This is a genomic window from Streptomyces sp. NPDC002276, assembly GCF_053891435.1.
In genome coordinates this window covers 183,631-204,582 of sequence record NZ_JBSFCQ010000007.1, presented here as the reverse complement: position 1 = coordinate 204,582, position 20,952 = coordinate 183,631, and the positions used below count along the sequence as shown (strand labels likewise).

Annotated in this window: 21 protein-coding genes and 5 tRNA genes; 17 read left to right on the top strand and 9 right to left on the bottom strand. The window is 70.6% G+C overall.

The genetic code is table 11. The annotated features are described in order from the left end of the window. Positions 1 to 24 precede the first annotated feature (24 nt). The 6 genes from ACWIHT_RS20015 (at position 25) to ACWIHT_RS19990 (ending at position 1,375) form a co-directional block, all read left to right on the top strand. Positions 25 to 756 carry an HAD family hydrolase gene (locus ACWIHT_RS20015; RefSeq protein ID WP_456169451.1) on the top strand — a complete coding sequence of 244 codons (732 nt, stop codon included), beginning with the start codon at positions 25 to 27 and terminating at the stop codon, positions 754 to 756. A 92-nt stretch (positions 757 to 848) separates the two neighbouring features. Then, a tRNA-Gln gene (locus ACWIHT_RS20010) sits at positions 849 to 920 on the top strand. Positions 921 to 958: 38 nt separating this feature from the next. Then, positions 959 to 1,031: transfer RNA gene (locus tag ACWIHT_RS20005), tRNA-Glu, on the top strand. Between the two features lie 62 nt (positions 1,032 to 1,093). Continuing rightward, positions 1,094 to 1,166, top strand: a tRNA-Glu gene (locus tag ACWIHT_RS20000). A 20-nt stretch (positions 1,167 to 1,186) separates the two neighbouring features. Next, positions 1,187 to 1,258: transfer RNA gene (locus tag ACWIHT_RS19995), tRNA-Gln, on the top strand. A 44-nt stretch (positions 1,259 to 1,302) separates the two neighbouring features. Continuing rightward, positions 1,303 to 1,375: transfer RNA gene (locus tag ACWIHT_RS19990), tRNA-Glu, on the top strand. 61 nt (positions 1,376 to 1,436) lie between these two features. Here ACWIHT_RS19990 and ACWIHT_RS19985 read toward each other — a convergent pair. Further along, positions 1,437 to 2,081, bottom strand: a complete 645-nt coding sequence (locus ACWIHT_RS19985; protein ID WP_456169450.1) for a MerR family transcriptional regulator — start codon at positions 2,079 to 2,081, stop codon at positions 1,437 to 1,439. A gap of 79 nt (positions 2,082 to 2,160) precedes the next feature. Here ACWIHT_RS19985 and ACWIHT_RS19980 point away from each other — a divergent pair, with 79 nt between their 5' ends. Further along, complete coding sequence (locus tag ACWIHT_RS19980) at positions 2,161 to 2,673, top strand: DUF4188 domain-containing protein (RefSeq protein WP_456169449.1); 513 nt, start codon at positions 2,161 to 2,163, stop codon at positions 2,671 to 2,673. Between the two features lie 64 nt (positions 2,674 to 2,737). Here the strand turns inward: ACWIHT_RS19980 and ndgR are convergent, their stop codons facing one another. Further along, entirely contained in the window at positions 2,738 to 3,454 is a 717-nt protein-coding gene (ndgR, locus tag ACWIHT_RS19975; RefSeq protein ID WP_019068721.1) for an IclR family transcriptional regulator NdgR, read from the bottom strand. Positions 3,455 to 3,644: 190 nt separating this feature from the next. On the opposite strand from ndgR, the gene leuC reads away from it, so the two are divergent. The 4 genes from leuC (at position 3,645) to ACWIHT_RS19955 (ending at position 6,935) form a co-directional block, all read left to right on the top strand. Beyond that, complete coding sequence (gene leuC / locus ACWIHT_RS19970; RefSeq protein WP_456169448.1) at positions 3,645 to 5,069, top strand: 3-isopropylmalate dehydratase large subunit; 1,425 nt, start codon at positions 3,645 to 3,647, stop codon at positions 5,067 to 5,069. A gap of 5 nt (positions 5,070 to 5,074) precedes the next feature. Continuing rightward, a complete protein-coding gene (gene leuD, locus ACWIHT_RS19965) occupies positions 5,075 to 5,668 on the top strand; it encodes a 3-isopropylmalate dehydratase small subunit (protein WP_266862695.1) in 594 nt (197 codons plus the stop codon). 263 nt (positions 5,669 to 5,931) lie between these two features. After that, positions 5,932 to 6,162, top strand: a complete 231-nt coding sequence (locus tag ACWIHT_RS19960; RefSeq protein ID WP_019068724.1) for an SCO5555 family protein — start codon at positions 5,932 to 5,934, stop codon at positions 6,160 to 6,162. A gap of 137 nt (positions 6,163 to 6,299) precedes the next feature. After that, positions 6,300 to 6,935, top strand: a complete 636-nt coding sequence (locus ACWIHT_RS19955; RefSeq protein WP_200713348.1) for an HU family DNA-binding protein — start codon at positions 6,300 to 6,302, stop codon at positions 6,933 to 6,935. A gap of 87 nt (positions 6,936 to 7,022) precedes the next feature. Here the strand turns inward: ACWIHT_RS19955 and ACWIHT_RS19950 are convergent, their stop codons facing one another. After that, positions 7,023 to 7,226 carry a hypothetical protein gene (locus ACWIHT_RS19950; protein WP_456169447.1) on the bottom strand — a complete coding sequence of 68 codons (204 nt, stop codon included), beginning with the start codon at positions 7,224 to 7,226 and terminating at the stop codon, positions 7,023 to 7,025. A gap of 9 nt (positions 7,227 to 7,235) precedes the next feature. Further along, positions 7,236 to 7,895, bottom strand: coding sequence for a 2-phospho-L-lactate guanylyltransferase (cofC, locus tag ACWIHT_RS19945; RefSeq protein WP_456169446.1), 660 nt, complete (start codon positions 7,893 to 7,895; stop codon positions 7,236 to 7,238). Between the two features lie 144 nt (positions 7,896 to 8,039). On the opposite strand from cofC, the gene ACWIHT_RS19940 reads away from it, so the two are divergent. The 3 genes from ACWIHT_RS19940 to ACWIHT_RS19930 all read left to right on the top strand — a co-directional run bounded on the left by ACWIHT_RS19940 (position 8,040) and on the right by ACWIHT_RS19930 (position 11,128). Further along, positions 8,040 to 8,849, top strand: a complete 810-nt coding sequence (locus ACWIHT_RS19940) for a lysophospholipid acyltransferase family protein (protein WP_456169445.1) — start codon at positions 8,040 to 8,042, stop codon at positions 8,847 to 8,849. Then, a complete protein-coding gene (locus tag ACWIHT_RS19935) occupies positions 8,846 to 9,856 on the top strand; it encodes an NAD(P)H-dependent glycerol-3-phosphate dehydrogenase (RefSeq protein WP_456169444.1) in 1,011 nt (336 codons plus the stop codon). Before ACWIHT_RS19940 ends, ACWIHT_RS19935 begins: the two co-directional genes overlap by 4 nt. 114 nt (positions 9,857 to 9,970) lie before the next feature. After that, positions 9,971 to 11,128 carry a D-alanine--D-alanine ligase family protein gene (locus ACWIHT_RS19930; RefSeq protein WP_456169443.1) on the top strand — a complete coding sequence of 386 codons (1,158 nt, stop codon included), beginning with the start codon at positions 9,971 to 9,973 and terminating at the stop codon, positions 11,126 to 11,128. A gap of 1 nt (position 11,129) precedes the next feature. Here ACWIHT_RS19930 and ACWIHT_RS19925 read toward each other — a convergent pair whose 3' ends face one another. Together ACWIHT_RS19925 and ACWIHT_RS19920 are read right to left on the bottom strand one after the other, a co-directional pair. Continuing rightward, positions 11,130 to 11,621, bottom strand: coding sequence for a DUF3515 domain-containing protein (locus ACWIHT_RS19925; protein ID WP_456169442.1), 492 nt, complete (start codon positions 11,619 to 11,621; stop codon positions 11,130 to 11,132). A gap of 20 nt (positions 11,622 to 11,641) precedes the next feature. Then, complete coding sequence (locus ACWIHT_RS19920; RefSeq protein ID WP_019068732.1) at positions 11,642 to 11,875, bottom strand: Lrp/AsnC family transcriptional regulator; 234 nt, start codon at positions 11,873 to 11,875, stop codon at positions 11,642 to 11,644. 191 nt (positions 11,876 to 12,066) lie between these two features. Between ACWIHT_RS19920 and ACWIHT_RS19915 the strand changes: the two genes are divergently transcribed. Both ACWIHT_RS19915 and thiD read left to right on the top strand, forming a co-directional pair. Then, positions 12,067 to 13,032: a thiamine-phosphate kinase gene (locus ACWIHT_RS19915; protein WP_019068733.1), complete on the top strand. Its 966-nt coding sequence runs from the start codon at positions 12,067 to 12,069 to the stop codon at positions 13,030 to 13,032. Further along, positions 13,029 to 13,823 carry a bifunctional hydroxymethylpyrimidine kinase/phosphomethylpyrimidine kinase gene (thiD, locus tag ACWIHT_RS19910; protein ID WP_456169440.1) on the top strand — a complete coding sequence of 265 codons (795 nt, stop codon included), beginning with the start codon at positions 13,029 to 13,031 and terminating at the stop codon, positions 13,821 to 13,823. Before ACWIHT_RS19915 ends, thiD begins: the two co-directional genes overlap by 4 nt. A gap of 98 nt (positions 13,824 to 13,921) precedes the next feature. Here thiD and rpmB read toward each other — a convergent pair whose 3' ends face one another. Next, the gene (gene rpmB, locus ACWIHT_RS19905) at positions 13,922 to 14,107 is read right to left on the bottom strand and encodes a 50S ribosomal protein L28 (RefSeq protein ID WP_004924906.1); all 186 of its coding nucleotides are present in this window, start codon (positions 14,105 to 14,107) and stop codon (positions 13,922 to 13,924) included. A gap of 257 nt (positions 14,108 to 14,364) precedes the next feature. Here rpmB and ACWIHT_RS19900 point away from each other — a divergent pair, with 257 nt between their 5' ends. Beyond that, positions 14,365 to 16,053, top strand: coding sequence for a DAK2 domain-containing protein (locus tag ACWIHT_RS19900; protein WP_456169652.1), 1,689 nt, complete (start codon positions 14,365 to 14,367; stop codon positions 16,051 to 16,053). Positions 16,054 to 16,056: 3 nt separating this feature from the next. Here ACWIHT_RS19900 and ACWIHT_RS19895 read toward each other — a convergent pair whose 3' ends face one another. Next, positions 16,057 to 19,014 carry a tetratricopeptide repeat protein gene (locus ACWIHT_RS19895; protein WP_456169439.1) on the bottom strand — a complete coding sequence of 986 codons (2,958 nt, stop codon included), beginning with the start codon at positions 19,012 to 19,014 and terminating at the stop codon, positions 16,057 to 16,059. Continuing rightward, complete coding sequence (locus ACWIHT_RS19890) at positions 19,014 to 20,840, bottom strand: HSP90 family protein (protein ID WP_456169438.1); 1,827 nt, start codon at positions 20,838 to 20,840, stop codon at positions 19,014 to 19,016. Before ACWIHT_RS19890 ends, ACWIHT_RS19895 begins: the two co-directional genes overlap by 1 nt. Positions 20,841 to 20,952 lie beyond the last annotated feature (112 nt).

The window sequence follows — 20,952 nt, the reverse complement described above, 5'->3', positions numbered from 1 at the left end:
CGGGGCCCACGTTATTGTCGGATCATGAGCATTCGGGCCGTGGTCTGGGACGTCGACGACACCCTCTTCGACTACACCGGCGCGGACCGCGCGGCCATGCGCGAGCACTTGGCGGCCGAGGGCCTGCTCGACGGACACGAGAGCCTGGTGGCGGCCCTGGAGCGCTGGCGGTTGGCCACCGAGTTCCACTGGGCGCGGTTCTCGGCCGGGGAGGTCTCCTTCGAGGGGCAGCGGCTCGACCGGGTCCGGCACTTCCTGGACCGGGCGCTGACCGACGCCGAGGCCGAGGACTGGTTCCGGCGCTACAAGACCCACTACGAGACGGCCTGGGCCCTCTTCCCGGACGTCCTGCCCGTCCTCGACACCCTCGCGGCCAGTCACCGCCACGCGGTCCTCTCCAACTCCAGCCTCACCGTGCAGGACCGAAAGCTGCGCACCCTCGGGGTCCACGACCGCTTCGAGGTCATCCTGTGCGCGGCCGAGCTGGGCGTCTCCAAGCCCGAGGCCGGCGCCTTCCTCGCGGCCTGCGAGGCGCTGGGACTGCCGCCGCACGAAGTCGCGTATGTCGGTGATCACCCGGAGATCGACGGGCGGGGCGCAGCGGACGCCGGTCTGCTCTCCGTCTGGATCGACCGCCACGACGGGCACGCCTCCGTCGAGGCCCTGGTGGGGCGGCACAGGATCGGATCCTTGGCCGAACTCCCCGCTCTGCTCGGCACGGATACCCGTTTTGGAGCCCCGTCCACCTTCAGGTAATGTTGTTCCTGCGCCGCCGGAGAGCGGGCCGAAAGGCCAGGGAACCGGAGGCGTCAACTGGAACAAGGTCCCCAGAAGGACTTGCATTTTAGTGGCCTATGGTGTAATTGGCAACACTACGGTTTCTGGTACCGTCATTCTAGGTTCGAGTCCTGGTAGGCCAGCATCGCAGATGCCTTGAATTGAACACAGCATCTGCAACGCCCCCGTTGTGTAGCGGCCTAGCACGCTGCCCTCTCACGGCAGTAGCGCCGGTTCGAATCCGGTCGGGGGTACAGATCCTTCCCAGGAAGGCGGTCCGGGTCGCACCCGCCGCCCTCCATGCAGGATCGCTAGGGCCCCCGTTGTGTAGCGGCCTAGCACGCTGCCCTCTCACGGCAGTAGCGCCGGTTCGAATCCGGTCGGGGGTACGTTTTACCTCGAAATGCCTTGGTCTATGGTGTAATTGGCAACACTACGGTTTCTGGTACCGTCATTCTAGGTTCGAGTCCTGGTAGACCAGCTCTGATCTGCGGCTGTGTAGTTTTCAACGCCTGCATGATCTACGCCCCCGTTGTGTAGCGGCCTAGCACGCTGCCCTCTCACGGCAGTAGCGCCGGTTCGAATCCGGTCGGGGGTACGCAGACGAAAGGCCCTCCACTTCGATGGAGGGCCTTTCGCGTGTCCCGCTCACTTCCCGCTCACTCGAAGCCGTACCGCCGCGCCGACTCCTCCTCCTGCGCCAACCGGTGCAGCGCCTGGAGCACCGGCTCGACGAAGATCGCGCCCGCGACCGCCGTCTCCACCTTCTCGGCCTCCGAGGGATGCGTCTCCACGAAGTCCAGGTCGAGGACGGCCGCCTGATGCATCAACTTGGTGTAGTTCACGACCAGTTCGGGGGGCCAGTCGTACCCGAGCCGGCGAAGTGCCGCCACCGCCACCACCAGTGAGCGGTACGACGGTGAAATGGTCACCAGCGCCTGGGAGTTGGACCAGCCCAGCGTCTCCAGGAGCTGGTCCACCTCGCGGTGCGCGGCCTGGACGTACTCGTCCTCCGCGTCCGGCTCGGGAACCTGCGGCAACGCCCAAAGTGCCGCGCCCAGCCGGATCGTACGGCCGAGGGAGTCGTCGTCGACATGGCCGAGCACCTCGCGGACGGTCGCCACGGGGAGCCTGCCGACCTGGATCATCGCGCGCACCAGTCGCAGTCGGCGCAAGTGCTCCTCGTCGTACTCGGCGGTCGTCGTGTTGACCTGGCGGCCGGGGCTCAACAGGCCTTCGCGCAGGTAGTACTTGATCGTCGCGATGGACACACCGCTGCGCTCGCTCAACTCGGACAGCCGCATGTCTTGCGCCCTTTCTCGGATACCGGCACTATCCAAACACGGGTCATCGGATAGTGCCGGTACCCAACAAGGGGGCGCCATGTTCGCGAAGACCGTCAACGGCCGTACCACCGCTGCCGCCGAGGGGGAGGTGGTGGTGCTGCTGATCGGCATGCGCATCAACCGCTTCTGGGCCGTGCACCACTGGATGCCGGTGCTCCTCGCGATGCCGCGCATGCTGCGGGAGTTGGGGAAGGATCCCGGTCGCGGACTACTCGGGCACGTGCTGCTGACGGCGTCCCCGCGGACGTACTACGTCGTCCAGTACTGGGAGTCCAAGGAGAAGCTCTACGCGTACGCGAGTTCGCCCGACATGCTCCACCACAAGGCGTGGGCGATCATCAACCGCAAGGAGAAGGCGGGGAAGGTACGCGGGCATGTGGGGCTGTGGCACGAGAGCTATGTGGTGCCGGAGGGGTCGTACGAGGCGATCTACGCCGACATGCCGGCCTTCGGGCTCGCGGCGGCGCACGGACAGGTGCCGGTGGAGCGGCGGGGGAGGCGGGCGAAGGATCGGTTCGCGTATCGGTCGGAGCGGGTGACCTCCGAGTAGGTCCGGACATGACGAAGGGCCTGCCGCGGCGTTGAGGCAGGCCCTTCTGTGGTGTTCCGGGGGATCAGCCGGTGCGGCGCAGCGCCTCGGAGAGGCGCGCGGCGGCGTCGATGACCGCCTGGGCGTGCATTCGGCCCGGGTGGCGCGTCAGGCGCTCGATGGGGCCGGAGACGGACACCGCGGCCACCACGCGGTTCGAGGGGCCGCGCACGGGCGCGGAGACGGACGCGACGCCCGGCTCGCGCTCGCCGATGGACTGGGCCCAGCCCCGGCGCCGTACGCCCGACAGGGCCGTGGCGGTGAAGCGGGCGCCCTGGAGGCCGCGGTGCAGGCGCTCCGGCTCCTCCCAGGCCATCAGGATCTGGGCCGAGGAGCCGGCTTTCATCGTGAGGGTCGAGCCGACCGGGACCGTGTCCCGGAGTCCGGACAGGCGTTCCGCCGCGGCGACGCAGATGCGCATGTCGCCCTGGCGGCGGTAGAGCTGCGCGCTCTCGCCGGTGATGTCCCGCAGATGCGTGAGCACCGGGCCCGCCGTGGCGAGCAGCCGGTCCTCGCCGGCGGCCGCGGCCAGCTCGGCGAGGCGGGGGCCGAGAATGAAACGGCCCTGCATGTCGCGCGCCACCATGCGGTGGTGTTCCAAGGCCACGGCCAGCCGGTGTGCCGTGGGTCGTGCCAGCCCGGTCGCCGCGACCAGACCCGCGAGGGTGGCCGGACCGGACTCCAGAGCGCCCAGGACAAGGGCTGCCTTGTCCAGGACGCCGACGCCGCTACTGTTGTCCATGAAACGATACTCGCGTCTCACTCTGTGAAACGCAAGTTCCTTTTTTCGTGAGACGCGCAACTCTTGTAGGCACAGCGGCCCGCGTACCAAACGGGCCAGGCGGCGGCTGCCCGTGAACCAGGGGTGCGAGCGCCGTCTCCTCAAGATCTCTAGTTGGGCCGGCGCTGTTTCGCCGGCCGGAGGGAAAGCGATGGGTAGGACACTCGCGGAGAAGGTCTGGGACGACCATGTCGTCCGGCGCGCCGAGGGCGAGCCCGACCTCCTCTTCATCGATCTGCACCTGCTGCACGAGGTGACCAGCCCGCAGGCCTTCGACGGTCTCCGCCAGGCCGGGCGTCCCGTGCGGCGCCTCGACCTCACCATCGCCACCGAGGATCACAACACCCCGACCCTCGACATCGACAAGCCCATCGCGGACCCGGTCTCCCGGGCCCAGCTGGAGACGCTGCGCAAGAACTGCGCCGAGTTCGGCGTGCGCCTGCACTCCCTGGGCGATGTCGAGCAGGGTGTCGTCCACGTCGTAGGACCGCAGTTGGGTCTGACCCAGCCCGGTACCACCGTCGTGTGCGGTGACTCCCACACCTCCACCCACGGCGCCTTCGGCGCGCTGGCGTTCGGCATCGGCACCTCCCAGGTGGAGCACGTGCTGGCCACCCAGACGCTGCCGCTGGCCCGCCCGAAGACCATGGCCATCACCGTCGACGGCGAACTGCCCGACGGCGTCTCCGCCAAGGACCTGATCCTCGCCATCATCGCGAAGATCGGCACCGGCGGCGGCCAGGGCTACATCCTCGAATACCGCGGCTCCGCCATCGAGAAACTCTCGATGGAGGCCCGGATGACCATCTGCAACATGTCGATCGAGGCCGGTGCCCGCGCGGGCATGATCGCCCCCGACGAGACCACCTTCGCGTACATCAAGGGCCGCGCCCACGCCCCCGAGGGCGAGGACTGGGACGCCGCCGTCGCGTACTGGAAGACCCTGAAGACCGACGACGACGCCGAATTCGACGCCGAGGTCGTCATCGACGGTCCCTCGCTGGCGCCGTTCGTCACCTGGGGCACCAACCCCGGTCAGGGCGCGCCGCTTTCGGCGTCCGTCCCCGATCCGGCTTCGTACGAAGACGCTTCGGAGCGCTTCGCCGCCGAAAAGGCCCTGGAATACATGGGGTTGGAGGCCGGCCAGCCGCTGCGCGACATCAAGGTCGACACCGTCTTCGTAGGTTCGTGCACCAACGGCCGGATCGAGGACCTGCGGGCCGCCGCGGCGATCGTCGAGGGCCGCAAAGTCGCCGACGGCGTACGGATGCTGGTCGTTCCCGGCTCCGCTCGGGTCGGTCTCCAGGCCGTCTCCGAGGGCCTGGACGTCGTCTTCAAGGAGGCCGGCGCCGAATGGCGGCACGCGGGCTGCTCGATGTGTCTGGGCATGAACCCGGACCAGTTGGCGCCCGGTGAGCGCTCCGCGTCCACCTCCAACCGCAACTTCGAGGGCAGGCAGGGCAAGGGCGGCCGTACGCACCTGGTCTCGCCGCAGGTCGCCGCCGCGACCGCCGTGCTGGGCCACCTGGCCTCGCCCGCCGATCTGTCCGACGCCCCTGTGCCCGCTGGAGTCTGAGAGTCATGGAAGCATTCACCACGCACACCGGCCGGGCCGTCCCGCTGCGCCGCAGCAACGTGGACACCGACCAGATCATCCCCGCGCACTGGCTCAAGAAGGTGACCAGGGACGGGTTCGAGGACGGGCTGTTCGAGGCCTGGCGCAAGGACGAGAACTTCATCCTCAACCGCCCCGAGCGCAAGGGCGCGACGGTCCTGGTGGCCGGACCCGACTTCGGCACCGGCTCCTCCCGCGAGCACGCCGTGTGGGCGCTCCAGAACTACGGCTTCAAGGCTGTCATCTCCTCCCGCTTCGCCGACATCTTCCGCGGCAACTCGCTGAAGAACGGCCTGCTCACGGTCGTTCTGGAGCAGAAGATCGTGGACGCGTTGCAGGAACTCGCCGAGAAGGACCCGCAGGCCGAGATCACGGTCGACCTGGAGGCCCGTGAGGTGCGCGCCGAGGGCATCACCGCCGCCTTCGAACTCGACGAGAACGCCCGCTGGCGGCTGCTGAACGGACTGGACGACATCTCCATCACCCTCCAGAACGAGGGCGACATCTCCGCGTACGAGGCCAAGCGCCCCTCGTACAAGCCGCGGACGGTCCAGGTCTGACCCCAACCCCCGCACCAGGTCGAGATCCGGCCACCGCGACACCCTCTGTACCCCCGATCGCCACGATTGGGGGTACAGCCATGTCTGCACTCGAACGGCCCCGCGCGCCTCCAACGCATCCCTCAACTTCCCATGTTAGACAGGGTGTTGACTGGGTAGGCGCAGCTTTGAGCCAAGGCTGCCGCCGGGCTCCGTCAGGCCGTTCGAGGCACCAGTTGCGACCCCCGCAGGCGACAACTCGCCCCAGATGGCACAATCTGTGCATGGAACACGACGGCCAACTCAAGCTCTATGCGGCAGTCGCGGACCAACTCAAGGAAGCGCACACAAGGGTGCGCGCACTGCAAGTCCCGGAGGGCGTACGGATGGCGCTGGCCCGGAAGCTGCTGGTCATTACGGCCGCGGCCAAGCACGATCTCGCCGACGCGACAAGGCGACTGGACCGGTTCACGGCCGACCTCGACGCGGGTCGATTCCCCGAAGAGGAACGCTGAACAAGTCCAGGACAGCCGAGTTCGTTGCGGCGCACGGGTGATTAGCCCGTTTCGTGTTTGATTTGCGGTATATATCTGCCTAACGTGCGGAAAAGCCTGAACACTTTCGTTCCGGCAATGTCTCCGAAGGGGAAGACGTGAACAAGGCGCAGCTCGTAGAAGCGATTGCGGACAAGGTCGGTGGCCGTCAGCAGGCCGCCGAGGCGGTCGACGCGGTACTGGACGCCATCGTCCGTGCCGTCGTCAGTGGGGACCGGGTCTCGGTCACCGGCTTCGGTTCGTTCGAGAAGGTCGACCGTCCGGCCCGTTACGCCCGCAACCCCCAGACGGGCGAGCGGGTTCGGGTCAAGAAGACCTCCGTTCCGCGCTTCCGCGCGGGCCAGGGTTTCAAGGACCTGGTGAGCGGCTCGAAGAAGCTCCCGCGTGGTGGCGAGGTCGCCGTCAAGAAGGCGCCCAAGGGCAGCCTGAGCGGCACCGCTTCGGCGACGGTCAAGAAGGCCGCGGCCAAGAAGACCACCGCCAAGAGGGCGACGGCCACCGCGAAGAAGACCGTGGCGAAGAAGACGGCGGCCAAGACGGCCACCGCCAAGAAGACCGTCGCCAAGAAGGCGACCGCCAAGAAGACCACGGCGACGGCCAAGAAGACGGCGGCCAAGAAGGCCACCGGCACCGCCAAGAAGGCGGCGGCCAAGAAGGCCACCGCCAAGAAGGCCCCGGCCAAGAAGTCGACCACACGCAAGACCACCGCCAAGAAGGCCACCGCCACCCGCTAGTCGGCGGAACGCACGGCACTCACGCGCCGGGCCGGACTCCCCATGGGAGTCCGGCCCGCGGCGTGTTCACGGCCCGTGCACGGGCGTTCAGAAGGTTTGCAGCGTCACCAGTGTGACCCTGAGGCCGTCCCGCGGCCCCTCGGTCTCGATCCGCACCCGCTGTCCCGGCCGCAGCAGCCGCAGCCCGCCCGCGTCGAACGCGGCGGCGTCGAAGGACACCGGGGTGCCGTCGTCGAGCAGCACACTGCCGGTACGGGTCCCGGCGTCGTAGGTGAAAGCGGTCGCCTGCATGGCCGCAGCCTACTGCCCGCCCACCGCCCCCGGCCGTCCCGGAATCAGCAGCCCCGCGGCCGCCGCCGCCGTGCGCGGCCCCACGCCCAGGGCCAGCGCCGCGCGCAGGTCCTCACCCGTGTCCACGTCCTGCCGTACGGAATCCACCGCGTCCAGGGCGAGTTCGGCGGCGCCGGAGGCGCGATGGCGGGCGCGGGAATCGGTGCCGAATGCCGGACGCAATTCACGGCCCGCGCGCGCGGTGAGCAAGGTGGTGCCGATTGCGGCGGCGTCCGCGAGAAAAGCGCGCGGGAATTCCGCCGCCGCGTCCAGGACCCGCGCCAATTCCAAGGGGCGCAGAGCCGGCAGATCGGCGTTCAGGGCCGCCACCGCGCTTTCGGGTCGGGAAACCCGCACGACCGTCGCCGCGTGCCGCAGAGCGGCGTTCAGGCCGTCTCCCGGCTCGTCCGCGACGATACGGGCGCCCAGCGCGGCCAGTTCGCGCCCGGCCAGGGCGTCGCCCGTGACGACCGCCACATCGCGGACCGCCGGGCAGGCCAGCGCGGCCGCCACGGTGTCCTGCGCGAAGGCGAGGGCCAGCCCCGGCCGCAGCCCGTCGCCGGCCGTGTCCGAGAGCCTGGTCTTGGCTCGCGCCAGAGACTTCAGGGGTATGACCAAGGTCCACTGCACGCGGGTTCCGTCCCTCTCTTGTCACGGTCATTGTCACCCGGCGCCCCTGGCGTTGTCGGTGGCGGGGCGTACGGTGTTCTCGACAGACCGACGGCCTGGGGCGACACTTGTGCGGCCCCCCAGGTCCTAGAGGAAGGTGTTCGCGTGCCCCGCCGCAGAATCGGGTTCTGGTACCGCTTCGCAGCGGTCCTCTGCAAACCGCCGCTGCTGGTTCTGATCAAGCGGGACTGGCGTGGAATGGAACACATTCCGGCCGAGGGCGGATTTATCACCGCGGTGAACCACAATTCACACGTAGATCCCCTCGCGTACGCTCACTTTCAGTACAACACCGGGCGCGTTCCGCGATTCCTGGCGAAGAGCGGGCTATTCCGCAAGGGATTCGTCGGCGCCGCGATGCGCGGCACCGGACAGATCCCCGTCTATCGCGAGACCACGGACGCGCTGAGCGCCTTCCGCGCCGCGATCGACGCCGTTGAGCGCGGTGAATGCGTCGCGTTCTATCCCGAGGGCACCATCACCCGGGACCCCGACCAGTGGCCCATGACCGCCAAGACCGGTGCCGCGCGCGTGGCCCTCCAGACCAAGTGCCCGGTGATTCCCGTCGCCCAGTGGGGCGCCAACGAACTGCTGCCGCCGTACGCCAAGAAGCTGCACGTCTTCCCGCGCAAGACCAGCCATGTGCTCGCGGGCCCGCCGGTGGACCTCACGCGTTTCTACGGCAAGGACATGAGCCCGGACCTCCTCAAAGAGGCGACCGAGGTCATCATGGCCGACATCACACGCCTGTTGGAGCAGATCCGCGGCGCCAAGGCACCCGAGACGCCCTACGATCCGCGCCGCGAGCGGATCGAGCAGCGGCGCCGGACGGCCGCGGAGACCGAGCAGTTGGAGTCCAGGGCCGAGTCGGCGACCGAGCCGAAGGTCGAGCAGGAAGAGGGGCAGGGCACGTGAGCAAGCCGGTCAAGGCGGCCGTTTTCAGCGCCGGTTCATGGGGCACGGCCTTCGGCATGGTGCTCGCCGACGCGGGGTGCGAGGTCACGCTGTGGGGGCGTCGCGCGGAGGTCGTCGAGGCCATCAACTCCACGCGTACGAACCCCGATTACTTCCCGGGCGTCGAACTCCCGGAGAACCTGCGGGCCACCACCGACCCCGCCGAGGCCGCCGCCGACGCCGACTTCACCGTCCTGTCGGTCCCTTCGCAGACCCTGCGCGCCAACTTGGCCGACTGGGCACCCCTGTTGGCGCCCGACACGGTCCTCGTCTCCCTCATGAAGGGCGTCGAGCTCGGCTCCGTCATGCGGATGAGCGAGGTCATCGAGGATGTCGCGAAGGTCGGCCGGGACCGGATCGCCGTGGTCTCCGGACCCAACCTCGCGCGCGAGATCGCCTCCCGGATGCCGGCCGCCGCGGTGGTCGCCTGCACCGACGAGGCCGTGGCCCGCCGGCTCCAAACCGCCTGCCACACCCCGTACTTCAGGCCGTACACCATCACCGACGTCGTGGGCTGCGAGCTCGGCGGCGCGGTGAAGAACGTGATCGGGCTCGCCGTCGGCATCGCGGACGGCATGGGACTCGGGGACAACGCGAAGGGCTCGCTCATCACCCGGGGTCTCGTCGAGACGACCCGGCTCGGGATCGCGATGGGCGCGGATCCGCTCACGTTCTCCGGGCTCGCGGGCCTCGGCGACCTGGTGGCGACCTGCTCCTCGCCGCTGTCGCGCAACCACACCTTCGGCACCAACCTCGGCAAGGGCATGACCCTCCAGGAGACCATCGCGGTCACCAAGCAGACCGCGGAGGGCGTCAAGTCCTGTGAGTCCGTACTGGACTTGGCCCGCAGGCACGATGTCGACATGCCGATCACCGAGACGGTCTTCGAGATCGTGCACGAGGGGAAGTCGCCGGTGGTCGCGGTCAAGGAGCTGATGTCGCGCAGCGCGAAGCCCGAGCGACGCTGAACGCTCCGCTGGGTCGGGGCGCTGTCCGACCGCCCGTTTCAGGGCGCCGTACGAACCGCCCGCCGTCAACGGACGCTGACTAAGGGCAGGGCCACCGGGTACTCTCATCGCGATATGAGCACCGAGAACCTCTCCCAGAGCCCTGAGCAGCCGCCTCGCAAGCCGCGTGTGGCCGTCGTGTTCGGCGGCCGCAGCTCCGAACACGGGATCTCCGTGGTCACCGCCGGCGCCGTCCTCGCGGCCATCGACCGGACCAAGTACGACGTCCTGCCGATCGGCATCACCCGCGAAGGCCGCTGGGCCCTCACCGCCGACGCACCGGAACGCATGGCGATCACCGACCGCCGTACGCCCGACGTCGACCAGCTCACCGAGTCGAGCGAGGGCGGAGTGGTGCTCCCGCTCGACCCCGGAAACCGCGAAGTCGTCCTGAGCGAACCGGGATCCGTGCCCAAGGCCCTCGGCGAGGTCGACGTCGTCTTCCCCGTCCTGCACGGCCCCTACGGCGAGGACGGCACCCTCCAGGGACTCCTGGAGCTGTCCGGTGTGCCGTACGTGGGTGCGGGTGTGCTCGCCTCGGCCGTCGGCCAGGACAAGGAGTACATGAAGCGGGTGTTCACCTCGTTCGGCCTCAAGGTGGGCCCCTACGTGGTGATCCGGCCGCGCGAGTGGGAGCACGACGAATCGGCCGCGCGTAAGAAGATCGTCGACTTCGCCGGTGAGCACGGCTGGCCGCTCTTCGTGAAGCCCGCGCGCGCGGGTTCGTCGATCGGCATCACCAAGGTCGACGACCTGTCCGGACTCGACGAGGCGATCGAGGAGGCGCAGCGGCACGACCCGAAGATCCTCGTGGAGGCCGCGCTGCGCGGACGCGAGATCGAGTGCGGGGTGCTGGAGTTCGAGGACGGGCCGCGGGCCAGCGTGCCCTCGGAGATCCCGCCGCCGGACGCCCACGCGTACTACGACTTCGAGGCGAAGTACATCGACTCGACGCCCGGCATCGTGCCCGCCCCGCTGACGCCCGAGGAGACCGCCGAGGTCCAGCGGCTCGCGGTGGAGGCCTTCGAGGCGGCCTCCTGCGAGGGGCTCGTCCGCGCGGACTTCTTCCTCACCGAGGACGGCGAGTTCGTCATCAACGAGATCAACACCATGCCCGGCATGACACCGATCTCGATGTACCCGCAGATGTGGCAGGCGAGCGGGGTGAGCTACCCCGAGCTGGTGGAGCTTCTGATCCGCGCCGCGCTGCGCCGCTCGACCGGACTGCGCTGAGCTAGTCGGCGATCCCCGCGGGGATCGCCTTCTCGACGGCCTTCGCCAGGTCCACCAGGGGCGCCAGGCCGTCTCCGGTCCGCTCCTTCGGAATGGTCACCTCGACGTACGCCTTCCGCAGCGTCGTGGTGAAACGGAACGAGCCGTCGTCCTGCTTCTGGAGCAGCCAGCCGACCCCGTTCACCTCGACGCCGTCGGCCTCCGGGTCGTTCATCTTCGCGGGTCGCACGACACCGCAGCGCAGTATGATCGCCGGGTTCCCCCAGCCCGCGGTCAGCGCGGACGCGGGCTCGGGATCCCGGCGGCCCTGGCCGTCGATCTTCGACGGCAGCACCTTGTCCAGATTCCGGCACAGCCCGGTGACCTTCGCGCCCGGTGAGGGAACCGCCGCCGACGCGCTGTCGTCTGCCGAGGAGCAGCCCGCGAGGGTGATCAGCGGGGCGAGCACGGACAGCCCGATGACAGAACGGCGCCGGTGACGGAGAGAGTTCACCGGCCAAGGGTAGACGGGGGCTACAGATGCACCACCGGGCAGGTCAGGGTGCGGGTGATCCCGTCCACTTGCTGGACTTTGGCGACCACCATGCGGCCGAGATCGTCGACGGTGTCGGCCTGGGCGCGCACGATCACGTCGTACGGTCCTGTCACGTCCTCGGCCTGGATCACTCCGGGAATCTTGCTGATCGTGTCGGCGACGGTCGACGCCTTGCCGACCTCCGTCTGGATCAGGATGTACGCCTGTACCACGGAACCTCCAGGGCGGCCACGAGGATCATGTGGGGAAAAGGAACGCCACGGTATCGCGTCGCCGCTCACCGCGGGGAGACCCGCGGCCGTGCCGGGACGTGGGCACGACTGAAGTCGACGGTCACCTCGACCGTACCGAGCACACCGACGGCTCGCGACCGGGCGCTGCCGTCACGAGAAGAGGACGAACGATGAAGGGCACCGTCGGTGAGTTGGGGGAGTTCGGGCTCATCAGGGAGCTCACTTCCCGGCTCACCACCACTCCCTCGGTCCGGGTCGGCCCCGGCGACGACGCCGCGGTCGTCGCCGCGCCCGACCGCAGGGTCGTGGCGAGCACCGACATCCTGCTGGAGGGGCGGCACTTCCGCCGCGACTGGTCCACCGCCTACGACGTCGGACGCAAGGCCGCCGCGCAGAACCTCGCGGACATCGCCGCGATGGGCGCCGTACCGACCGCGCTGCTGCTCGGCCTGGTCGTGCCGGCCGAACTCCCGGTCACCTGGCCCATGGAGCTGATGGACGGCCTGCGCGACGAGTGCCAGGTCGCCGGCGCCTCGGTGGTCGGCGGCGATGTCGTACGAGGCGACACGATCATGGTGTCGATCACCGCGCTCGGCGATCTGCGCGGCCGGGAGCCGGTCACCCGGGCCGGTGCGCAGCCCGGTGACGTGGTCGCGGTGACCGGCTGGCTGGGCTGGTCCGCGGCCGGTTACGCGGTGCTGTCGCGGGGTTTCCGCTCGCCGCGCGCGTTCGTGGAGGCGCACCGGCGCCCCGAGCCGCCGTACCACGCGGGTCCGGCGGCGGCCGGGCTCGGGGCGACCTCGATGTGCGACGTCAGCGACGGGCTGATCGCCGACCTCGGGCACATCGCCGAGTCGAGCAAGGTCCGGATCGACATCCGCTCGGGCGCGATCGACATCCCGACCCAGATGCACGACATCGGGCAGGCCGTCGGCGTCGACCCCATCCAGTGGGTGCTCACCGGGGGAGAGGACCACGCGATCGTGGCGACCTTCGCCCCGGACGTGAAACTGCCCGCCCGCTGGAAGGTCATCGGTGAGGTCCTCAACCCCTCCGCGCTGCCCCAGGTGACGGTCGACGGAGCGCCGTGGACCAGCAAGGGCGGCTGGGACCACTTCGGGGACATCGAGTCGTGAAGCCCAACGTCCTTACGGTCGCCGGCTCCGACTCCGGTGGAGGGGCCGGAATCCAGGCCGACTTGAAGACGATGCTCGCGCTCGGCGTGCACGGCATGAGCGTCGTCACCGCCGTCACCGCGCAGAACTCCCTTGGTGTGCAAGGCGCTTGGGAACTTCCGGCCGAGGCGGTGCGCGCCCAGTACCGAAGCGTCGTCGACGACATCGGCGTACAGGCCGTGAAGACCGGCATGCTCGCGTCGGCCGAACTCGTCGAGACCGTCGCGGAGTTGCTCGCGGGGACGGACGCCCCGGCGGTCGTCGACCCGGTCGGCATCTCGAAGCACGGGGACTCGCTGCTGGCGGACTCCGCGCTGGACGCCGTACGCACGAAGCTGCTTCCGGTGGCGACCGTGGCGACGCCGAACCTCGACGAGGTGGCGCAGCTCACCGGGGTGCGGGTCGAGACGGAGGCGGGGTTGCGGGAGGCCGCGGCGGCCGTGCTGGCGTACGGGCCGCGGTGGGTGCTCGTCAAGGGCGGGCATCTGTCCGGCGACGCCGTGGACCTGCTCTCCGACGGCACCGAGGAACACTGGCTGCGCGCGCCCCGGTACGACAACCGGCACACCCACGGCACGGGGTGCACGCTCGCCTCGGCGATCGCCGTGTACCTCGCGATGGGGCGGTCTGTGCCGGAGGCGGTGACGGCGGCGAAGGAGTACGTCACCGGGGCGATCGCGGCGGGGTTCGCGCTGGGGGGCGGGATCGGGCCGGTGGATCATGGATGGGCGCTGCGGCGCGGGCTTTCCTGAAGCGCCGCTCTTCTGACATGGCACGGCAAAAAGCCGGCCCACATGAGGTGGACCGGCTCGATGCAGCGAACCAGCAGTGGCCGCGCGCTAGCAGTACGTCAGCGCGAGACCTTGCCGGCCTTGATGCACGAGGTGCAAGCGTTCACGCGCTTCGGCGTCCCGCCGACCACGGTACGAACGCGCTGGATGTTCGGGTTCCAGCGACGCGGCGTACGGCGGTGCGAGTGCGAGATGTTGTTGCCGAAGCCCGGCCCCTTGCCGCAGACGTCGCAGTTGGCAGCCACGGGTCACTCCAAAGACTTCAGATGCACAGATGCACTTACGGATGATCCCGGCATGCCGGGATCAGGATCTAGGATCTGAAGTGGCACTGCCAGGGGGGATGGCCCGATCGGGATCGGGCAACCGGAGCAGCATACAACGACTGCGCCGGTTCAACGAAACTACCATGCCTGGTCGAGGGCCTGCTCCGGCCCTCCTCGGGCCCGGCCCCCTCCGGGGTCTACGCTGCGTGCCAGTCCAGCAGCTCAAGGAGGCGCAGGTGCCGCAGGTGCCGCAGACATTCTTCGATGCTCTCGCGGTGCGTACCTGGTGCGGTCTCGCGCTGCGCGCGCTGGGTCGTGCGCGTGAGGAGATCGACGCCATCAACGTGTATCCCGTGGCCGACGGGGACACCGGCACCAACCTCTACCTGACCATGGAGTCCGCCGTCACGGCCGTCGAGGCGGTGTTCGCCGGACACGGCACCCTGACCGGGCAGCAGCCGCCGCTGGCCGACGCCGCCGGGGCGATGGCCCACGGGGCCCTCATAGGGGCGCGCGGCAACTCCGGGACGATCCTCGCGCAGCTGCTGCGCGGTATGGCCCAGGTGCTCGCCGCCGACGGTGAGACGGCTCACACGGACGGGGACGGGCTGCGGCTCGCGCTGCGGCACGCGGCCGACTCCGCCCGGCAGGCCGTGGCGCACCCGGTCGAGGGCACGGTCCTTTCGGTCGCCTCGGCGGCGGCCGACGCGGCCGACGACACCGAGGGCGACTGCGGGACGGTGGCACGGGCCGCCTACGACGGGGCGTGCGCGGCGCTGGCCGCGACCCCGGGGCAGCTGGCCGTCCTGGAGCGCGCGGGAGTGGTCGACGCGGGCGGACGCGGGCTGGTGGCGGTGCTGGCCGCGCTGGTGGAGACGTTCACCCGGGAAGCGCCCGTCTTCCGGGGGCACGCGCGCGTGGAGGCCGTTTCGGCTGCTGGTGCTACCGGTGCTCCTGATGCGGCTGTTTGCGAGGACGGTCCGGAGGCGCTCCAGGAGGGCGGTCCCGCCTACGAGGTGATCTACCTCCTGGAGGCCGAGGACACGGCCGTGACACGGCTGCGGGACCGGCTCGACGCGCTCGGTGACTCGCTCGTCGTGGTCGGCGGCGACGGCCTGTGGAACGTCCATGTGCACGTCGACGACGCGGGCGCCGCCGTCGAGGCGGGCGTCGAGGCCGGGCGGCCGTACCGCATCCGGATCACCCACTTCGGGCTCGGCGACGTCCACACCACCGGTGCCGAACGGCCGCCCCGGGAGCGCGCCCAGCGGGCCGTCGTCGCCGTCGTCCCGGGCGAGGGACTGGCGGGGCTCTACGGTGAGGCGGGCGCGACCACCGTGCTCGCGCGCCCCGGGGAGCCGCCCGCCAGCGGGGAGTTGGTCGCGGCCGTGCGGCGGGCACACGCGCGTGAGGTCGTGCTGCTGCCCAACGACGCCGACCTGCGGCACACCGCGGCGGCAGCGGCCGAGCAGGCCCGTGCCGAGGGCATCCGGGTCGCGCTGATCCCGACCCGGTCGGCGGTCCAGGGGATCGCCGCGCTCGCCGTGCACGAGCCCGAGCGCCGCTTCGACGAGGACGTCGTCTCGATGACCTCGGCGGCGGGCGCGACCCGCTACGCCGAGGTCGCCGTCGCCGAACGCCAGTCCTGGACCATGGCCGGCATCTGCCAGGCCGGGGACGTCCTGGGCCTCGTCGACGGCGACGTTGCGGTGATCGGCGCCGACGTCACGGCCACCGCCCGGGCCGTCCTGGACCGCATGCTCGCGGCGGGCGGCGAACTCGTCACGCTCGTCCTGGGCGACGACGCCCCCGAGAGCGTCGCCGACGTCCTGGAGGTCCACGTCCGCGAGTCGTACCTCGCCGTCGACACGGTCGTGTACCGCGGCGGCCGCCAGGGCGCCCTGCTGCTCATCGGCGTCGAGTAGGGACTACTTGTTGTCGTTCTGCTTGTTGTCGTTCTGCTCCTCCATCAGCTGGAGCAGCTGCCGCGCCTCGTCGCGACGGGCCCGTACCGTCTCGTCGCCGTCGTCGGCACCCTCGTAGGCCTTCAGCACGCCACGCGCGCGTGCCGCCGCGTCCGCGGGACGGCTGAGGTCCGCCTCCAGCCAGCCCGCGGCGAGTTCGGCGGCGGTACGGGTGTGCACGGCGCCCTCCCCGAGGGCGGCGAAAACGGCGACGGCCTCCGCGGTCTGCGTGAGCGCGTCCTCGAACGCGCCCTGGATCGCGGTGTCCTCGGCCTCCTCGGCGACCGAACGGGCCAGCAGCTCGCCGAACTGCCGGTGCGTGTGGCCGAGTTCACCGGTGAGCCGCTGCCGCGCCTCCTCGTCGTCCGTCACCAGCAGCGCGGCCTCGCACTCCTCGATCGCGGCCGACATCAACTCCCGCGCGCCGTCCTGGCCCTGGTCCGCCAGGTCCGCGCGCAACGCCAGCCAGGCCCGGGCGCGCAGCGAACGCACGAGCCCGTGCACGTTCCCCAGGGACCGCCACAGGTCGCCCGCGCGCGTGTACGCCTGGTCCGCCTCGGTGTGCAGCTCCGCCTGCCCCAGGGACTCGGCGGCGAGATGGGCGAGCGTCGCGTGGTCGTGCTGCTCGGGCCAGTGCCGGGCGATCTCGGCCGCCTGCAACCGCCGTTCGGCCGCCGCGCGGTGCTCACCCAGCTCGCTGAGACAGTCCCCGAGCCACCACTGCGTCTGTACGACCGCGCCGTCGCCGTGCGTCTCGGCGCTCAGGTCGGGCAGCGCCGACTCCAGCACCTCCGCGGCCTCGGCCCACCGGCCCTGACGCAGCAGGAAGCCGCCGAGCTGGTGCCGGGCCCAGGCGCCCAGCGTCGGGCCCTCGCCCGCCTCGTCGGACCAGTGCGCGGCCTCCAGGGCGTGCTCCGCCGCCTCCTGGGACCGGCCCCGGCCGCCGAGCACCTCGGCGAGCTGGAGGTGCAGCTGTGCCCGCCCCGGCGCCTCCAGATACGGCCCGCCGTGCTCCAGGGCGGCCCGCAGCGCCCGCTCCGTCTCCGCGATGTCACCGAGCTGATGGGCGAGCCCCGCCAACCGGGCCTCGTACTCCACCGCGAACCACGGCAGCCCCGCGTCCACGAACGCCGTCGACGCCTTCGCGAACAGCCGGACGGCGGTCACCGGGTCCCCGCCCCGCAGCGCGAGTTCGGCCAGCATCGCCTGCCCCTCGGCGGCCCGCGCGGCCAGCCGCACGTCATCCCCGGTGTGCCCGTCGACCAAGGCGAGCACCTCCCGTACGGCGGCCTCGGCGGCGGCCAGGACCTCGGCGTCGGGGGAGTCCCCCGAGGGGTCCTCGTGGACGCCCCGCATCAGGACGCGCGCCCGGCTCATCAGCACGCCCGCCGCCTGCCGGACGCCCGTGGCGCCCTCGGCGTACAGGGCGAGCACCCCGTCGTACGGCTCGGCGATCGCCGCGAGGGCCTCGTCGAGTTCGCCCTTGAGAGCGCGTACGTACGCTCCACGCGCGCGTGCCGCCCATGCCTCCCCGGGGTCGCCCGCCTCCGCGTACAGCTCGGCCGCGCGCTCGAACAGGGCGAGGCCCTCGGGACCCCGGTCCATCGCCTGATGGTCGGCGATCTCCGCGCGGTCGAGGGCGGCCAGCTCGACGCCCTCGGCGGCCCGCGCGACCGCCAACCAGGCCTCCACGGCGTGCGGTTGCAGCGTGTCCGACAGACGGCGTGCCTCCGCGAGCAGCGCGGGGAGGTCCTTCTCCGGTGCCGGTCCGGGGGCGGGGACGGTCACCGGTGCCGTGGTCGGTCGGCCCGCCGAACGCACTCCTAGGGGCAGCCGTTCCACCAGGGGGCGCTGATCCATGCGCGCGCGTGCCCGGTCGCCGACATGGACCGTGCCGTTGCGCTCGTCGAAGCGGGCGGCCAGCGCGAGGGTCTCCACGCGCGCGTGGGCGCCGAGTTCACGTGCCGTCCAGGGCCGGCCGGCCGGTCCCGGCACCCGCTGGTCGCCGAGCCCCAACTCCGTCAGCCGGTCCATCAGCAGCGTCACCGCGGACAGGAACTCCAGCCCGCTGCGCGGGTTCCCGGAGTCAGTGAAGTACGCCGGACGCTCCGCCAGCAACTCCAGACCGCGCGCCTCGTTGCCGCTCAGCGCGCAGAACTCCACATGGTCCGCGTACGCGCCCCGCATGCTCTCCATGGGCCGTACGAGCCGGAAGCCCCGCAGGTGGTGGGCGCGTGCCTCGTCGGCCCTCCCCAGGCGCAGCAGGGGGGCCAGGGAGGACGCGAGGACGGTGTGGGGTTCGTGGGCGCAGGTGAACTCGCCCTCCAGGACGGGGCCCCACAGGTCGAGGGCCTCGGCGTCCCGCCCGCGCTCGACCTGCCACTCGCCCTGGCTGTGCAGCTCGCACGCGTGGCAGTCGGCCATGGTGTCCCGGTCGGCGGCCAGCCACGCCGTGTACGCCCGCTCGGCCCGCGCCTGGTCCCCGACGTGCGAGGCGACACTGAACTCCGCGCTGCGCACCGCCCGTTCGGAGTGACCGGCCAGCCGGTAGCGGTGCTCCATCTCGGCGAGCCACTTCTCGATCGACGCGAGCGGGATGTGCGGCTGGCCGAGCATTCCGGACGACATCCACTTGAAGACCCAGTGCAGCGAGTGGATCTCGTACTCGTCGAAGTCCTCGGGCCGTTCGTCCCACATGCGCAGCAGGCGCGCGAAGGGGACGAACATCTTGTCCTTCTCGGAGCTGTAGTTGTAGACCTTCAGCTGGTGTCCGAGCGCCTCGATCACGGCGAGCGGGATGTCCAACTTCTCCGCCTCGCCCAGCAGTTGCTCCGCGCGCGCGTTGCGGGCCGGTCCCTCCGGTTCCTCGGAGTTCTCGGCCATCGCCCGGCGCAGCGCGTCGAAGTCCGTGATCCCTGTCATCAGTGGTCGCCCTCCCCGTGTGTGGCCCACTCCAGGAGGCCGATGAACGCCCGGTTCAGCAGTGCCGAGTCGGCGGGGCGCAGTGGTCGCTGCGCCATGAGAAGTGCCTGCCCGTAGAGCGACTCCGTGGCCGTCCCGATCAGGTCCCTGTCCTTGAGCGAACTGATCCGCCGGACCAGCGGGTTGAGATGGTTCAGCACCAGACGCGCGCGTGGCGCACTGCCCCGCAGCGAGCCGAGAATGCCCGCCCACAGGTCGTCGGCCTGCTCCTCGGCCTCCGCGCGGGCCTGCTCGTGCCGGGCCGACCGGTCGTCCAGATGCAGCGCGGGCACCGACAGCGGATGGAACGCCCGGAGGACCACATCACACCCCAGGGGGTCCAACTTGGCCCGCGCGGCGGCCAGGAAGTCCGCCAGCGCCAGCTCCTCGGCCGGATCGACCGAGTCCAGATGCGCGGTCACGGTGTCCGAGTCCAGCTCGGCGATCACCGTCCCCGGGCGCACCGACGGCAGCGCCTCGACCAGCTCGCCGTCGTAGGTGTAGCCGCCGTTGATCACCCCGATGCCCTGCGCGGACGCGATCGGGGCGACCTGCCGGTACTCCTCGACGGTCCGCGTGAAGTGCACCACCGGGTGCCGCTGCGCGAACTCCTCCAGGGAGACCCGTCCGTCGGTCGTCTCGAAGGGCAGCCACGGCAGCATCGTGCGCAGCATCTCCGGGTCGTGCCGCGCCAGGGACTTCACCCCCAGGTGGTGCACCGACAGGAACGCGGCCAGCCGCTCCGGATCACCGCCCGCCAGCCCGGTCAGCCAGGAGCGAATCCTTTCCCCGAGCGCCTCCCGCACGGCGGCCAGCGTCTCGTCCTCGTACAGCGACTCGCGCGAGGCCGTGGGCCGCAGACTGTCCGTGTCCAGCACACAGCGCACGAAGAACGCCCAGTCGGGCAGCAGCTGTTCGGCCCGCTCGGTCAGCAGCATGCCCTTGAGATGCACCCGGTGCGTGGCACGCTGCGCCGGGCTCACCGCCGACGGCAGCACATAGGCCACCCCGCGGATCCCGGCGAGCGGCACGGACAGCTCGATCGAGTCCAACGGCGTGAACCCGAACAGCTCGTGACAGTGCCGGGCCAGCGCCACACGCCGGGCGCCGGGACTCGGATACGGCCGGTCCCAGGGCGCCGGCAGATCGGTGATCGCCTCACCGTCCACCCGCACGTCGTACGGAAGCAGCGCCCCGAAGTCCCGCGCCAGCGCGAGCACCCGCTCCTTGGCGAGCCACTCACCGGCCCCGGCGCGCGCCACCAGATGGACGGTGGTGCCCGGTTCGGGGTGCTCGGCGGCGGGCAGGGTCCGCACGGTGTATGACCCGTCGTCCGTCGCCGTCCACTCCACGGGCGGCGCGTCGGGCGTACGGGCGCTGCGGCTGACGACCCGGATCCGCTCGGCGACCACGAAACAGGCGAGCAGCCCGATGCCGAACTGCCCGAGAAAATCGGAGCGGACCTCCTGGAGCCCGTCGGCGCGCTTGGAGCTACGGCCGATCGTCGCGAGGAGGTTGTGCACGTCCGCCTCGGTGAGCCCGACGCCGGAGTCCTCGACGCGCAGGGTGCCCCCGTCGGCGTACAGCCGTACCAGAGCAGGGGAGTCGGGCTGTTCGACCCGGCGGGCGGTGATCGCGTCCACGGCGTTCTGTAGCAGTTCGCGCAGGTAGACCTTGGGGCTGGAGTAGAGGTGATGGGAGAGCAGGTCCACCAGACCGCGCAGGTCGACCTGGAACGTGTGAGGTGACTGTGATGCCTGGGATGACTGTGAGGTCTGGGAATCCATCGTCGCAGCGCCGAGGTGGGGGAAGGTGCGAACGGCGCGAGGGTCGGGCGGTCCCTGTGAGGCGGTGACCGCGGGGGATGGCCGGAGCGCGTCATCCTAGGCCCGAACGACC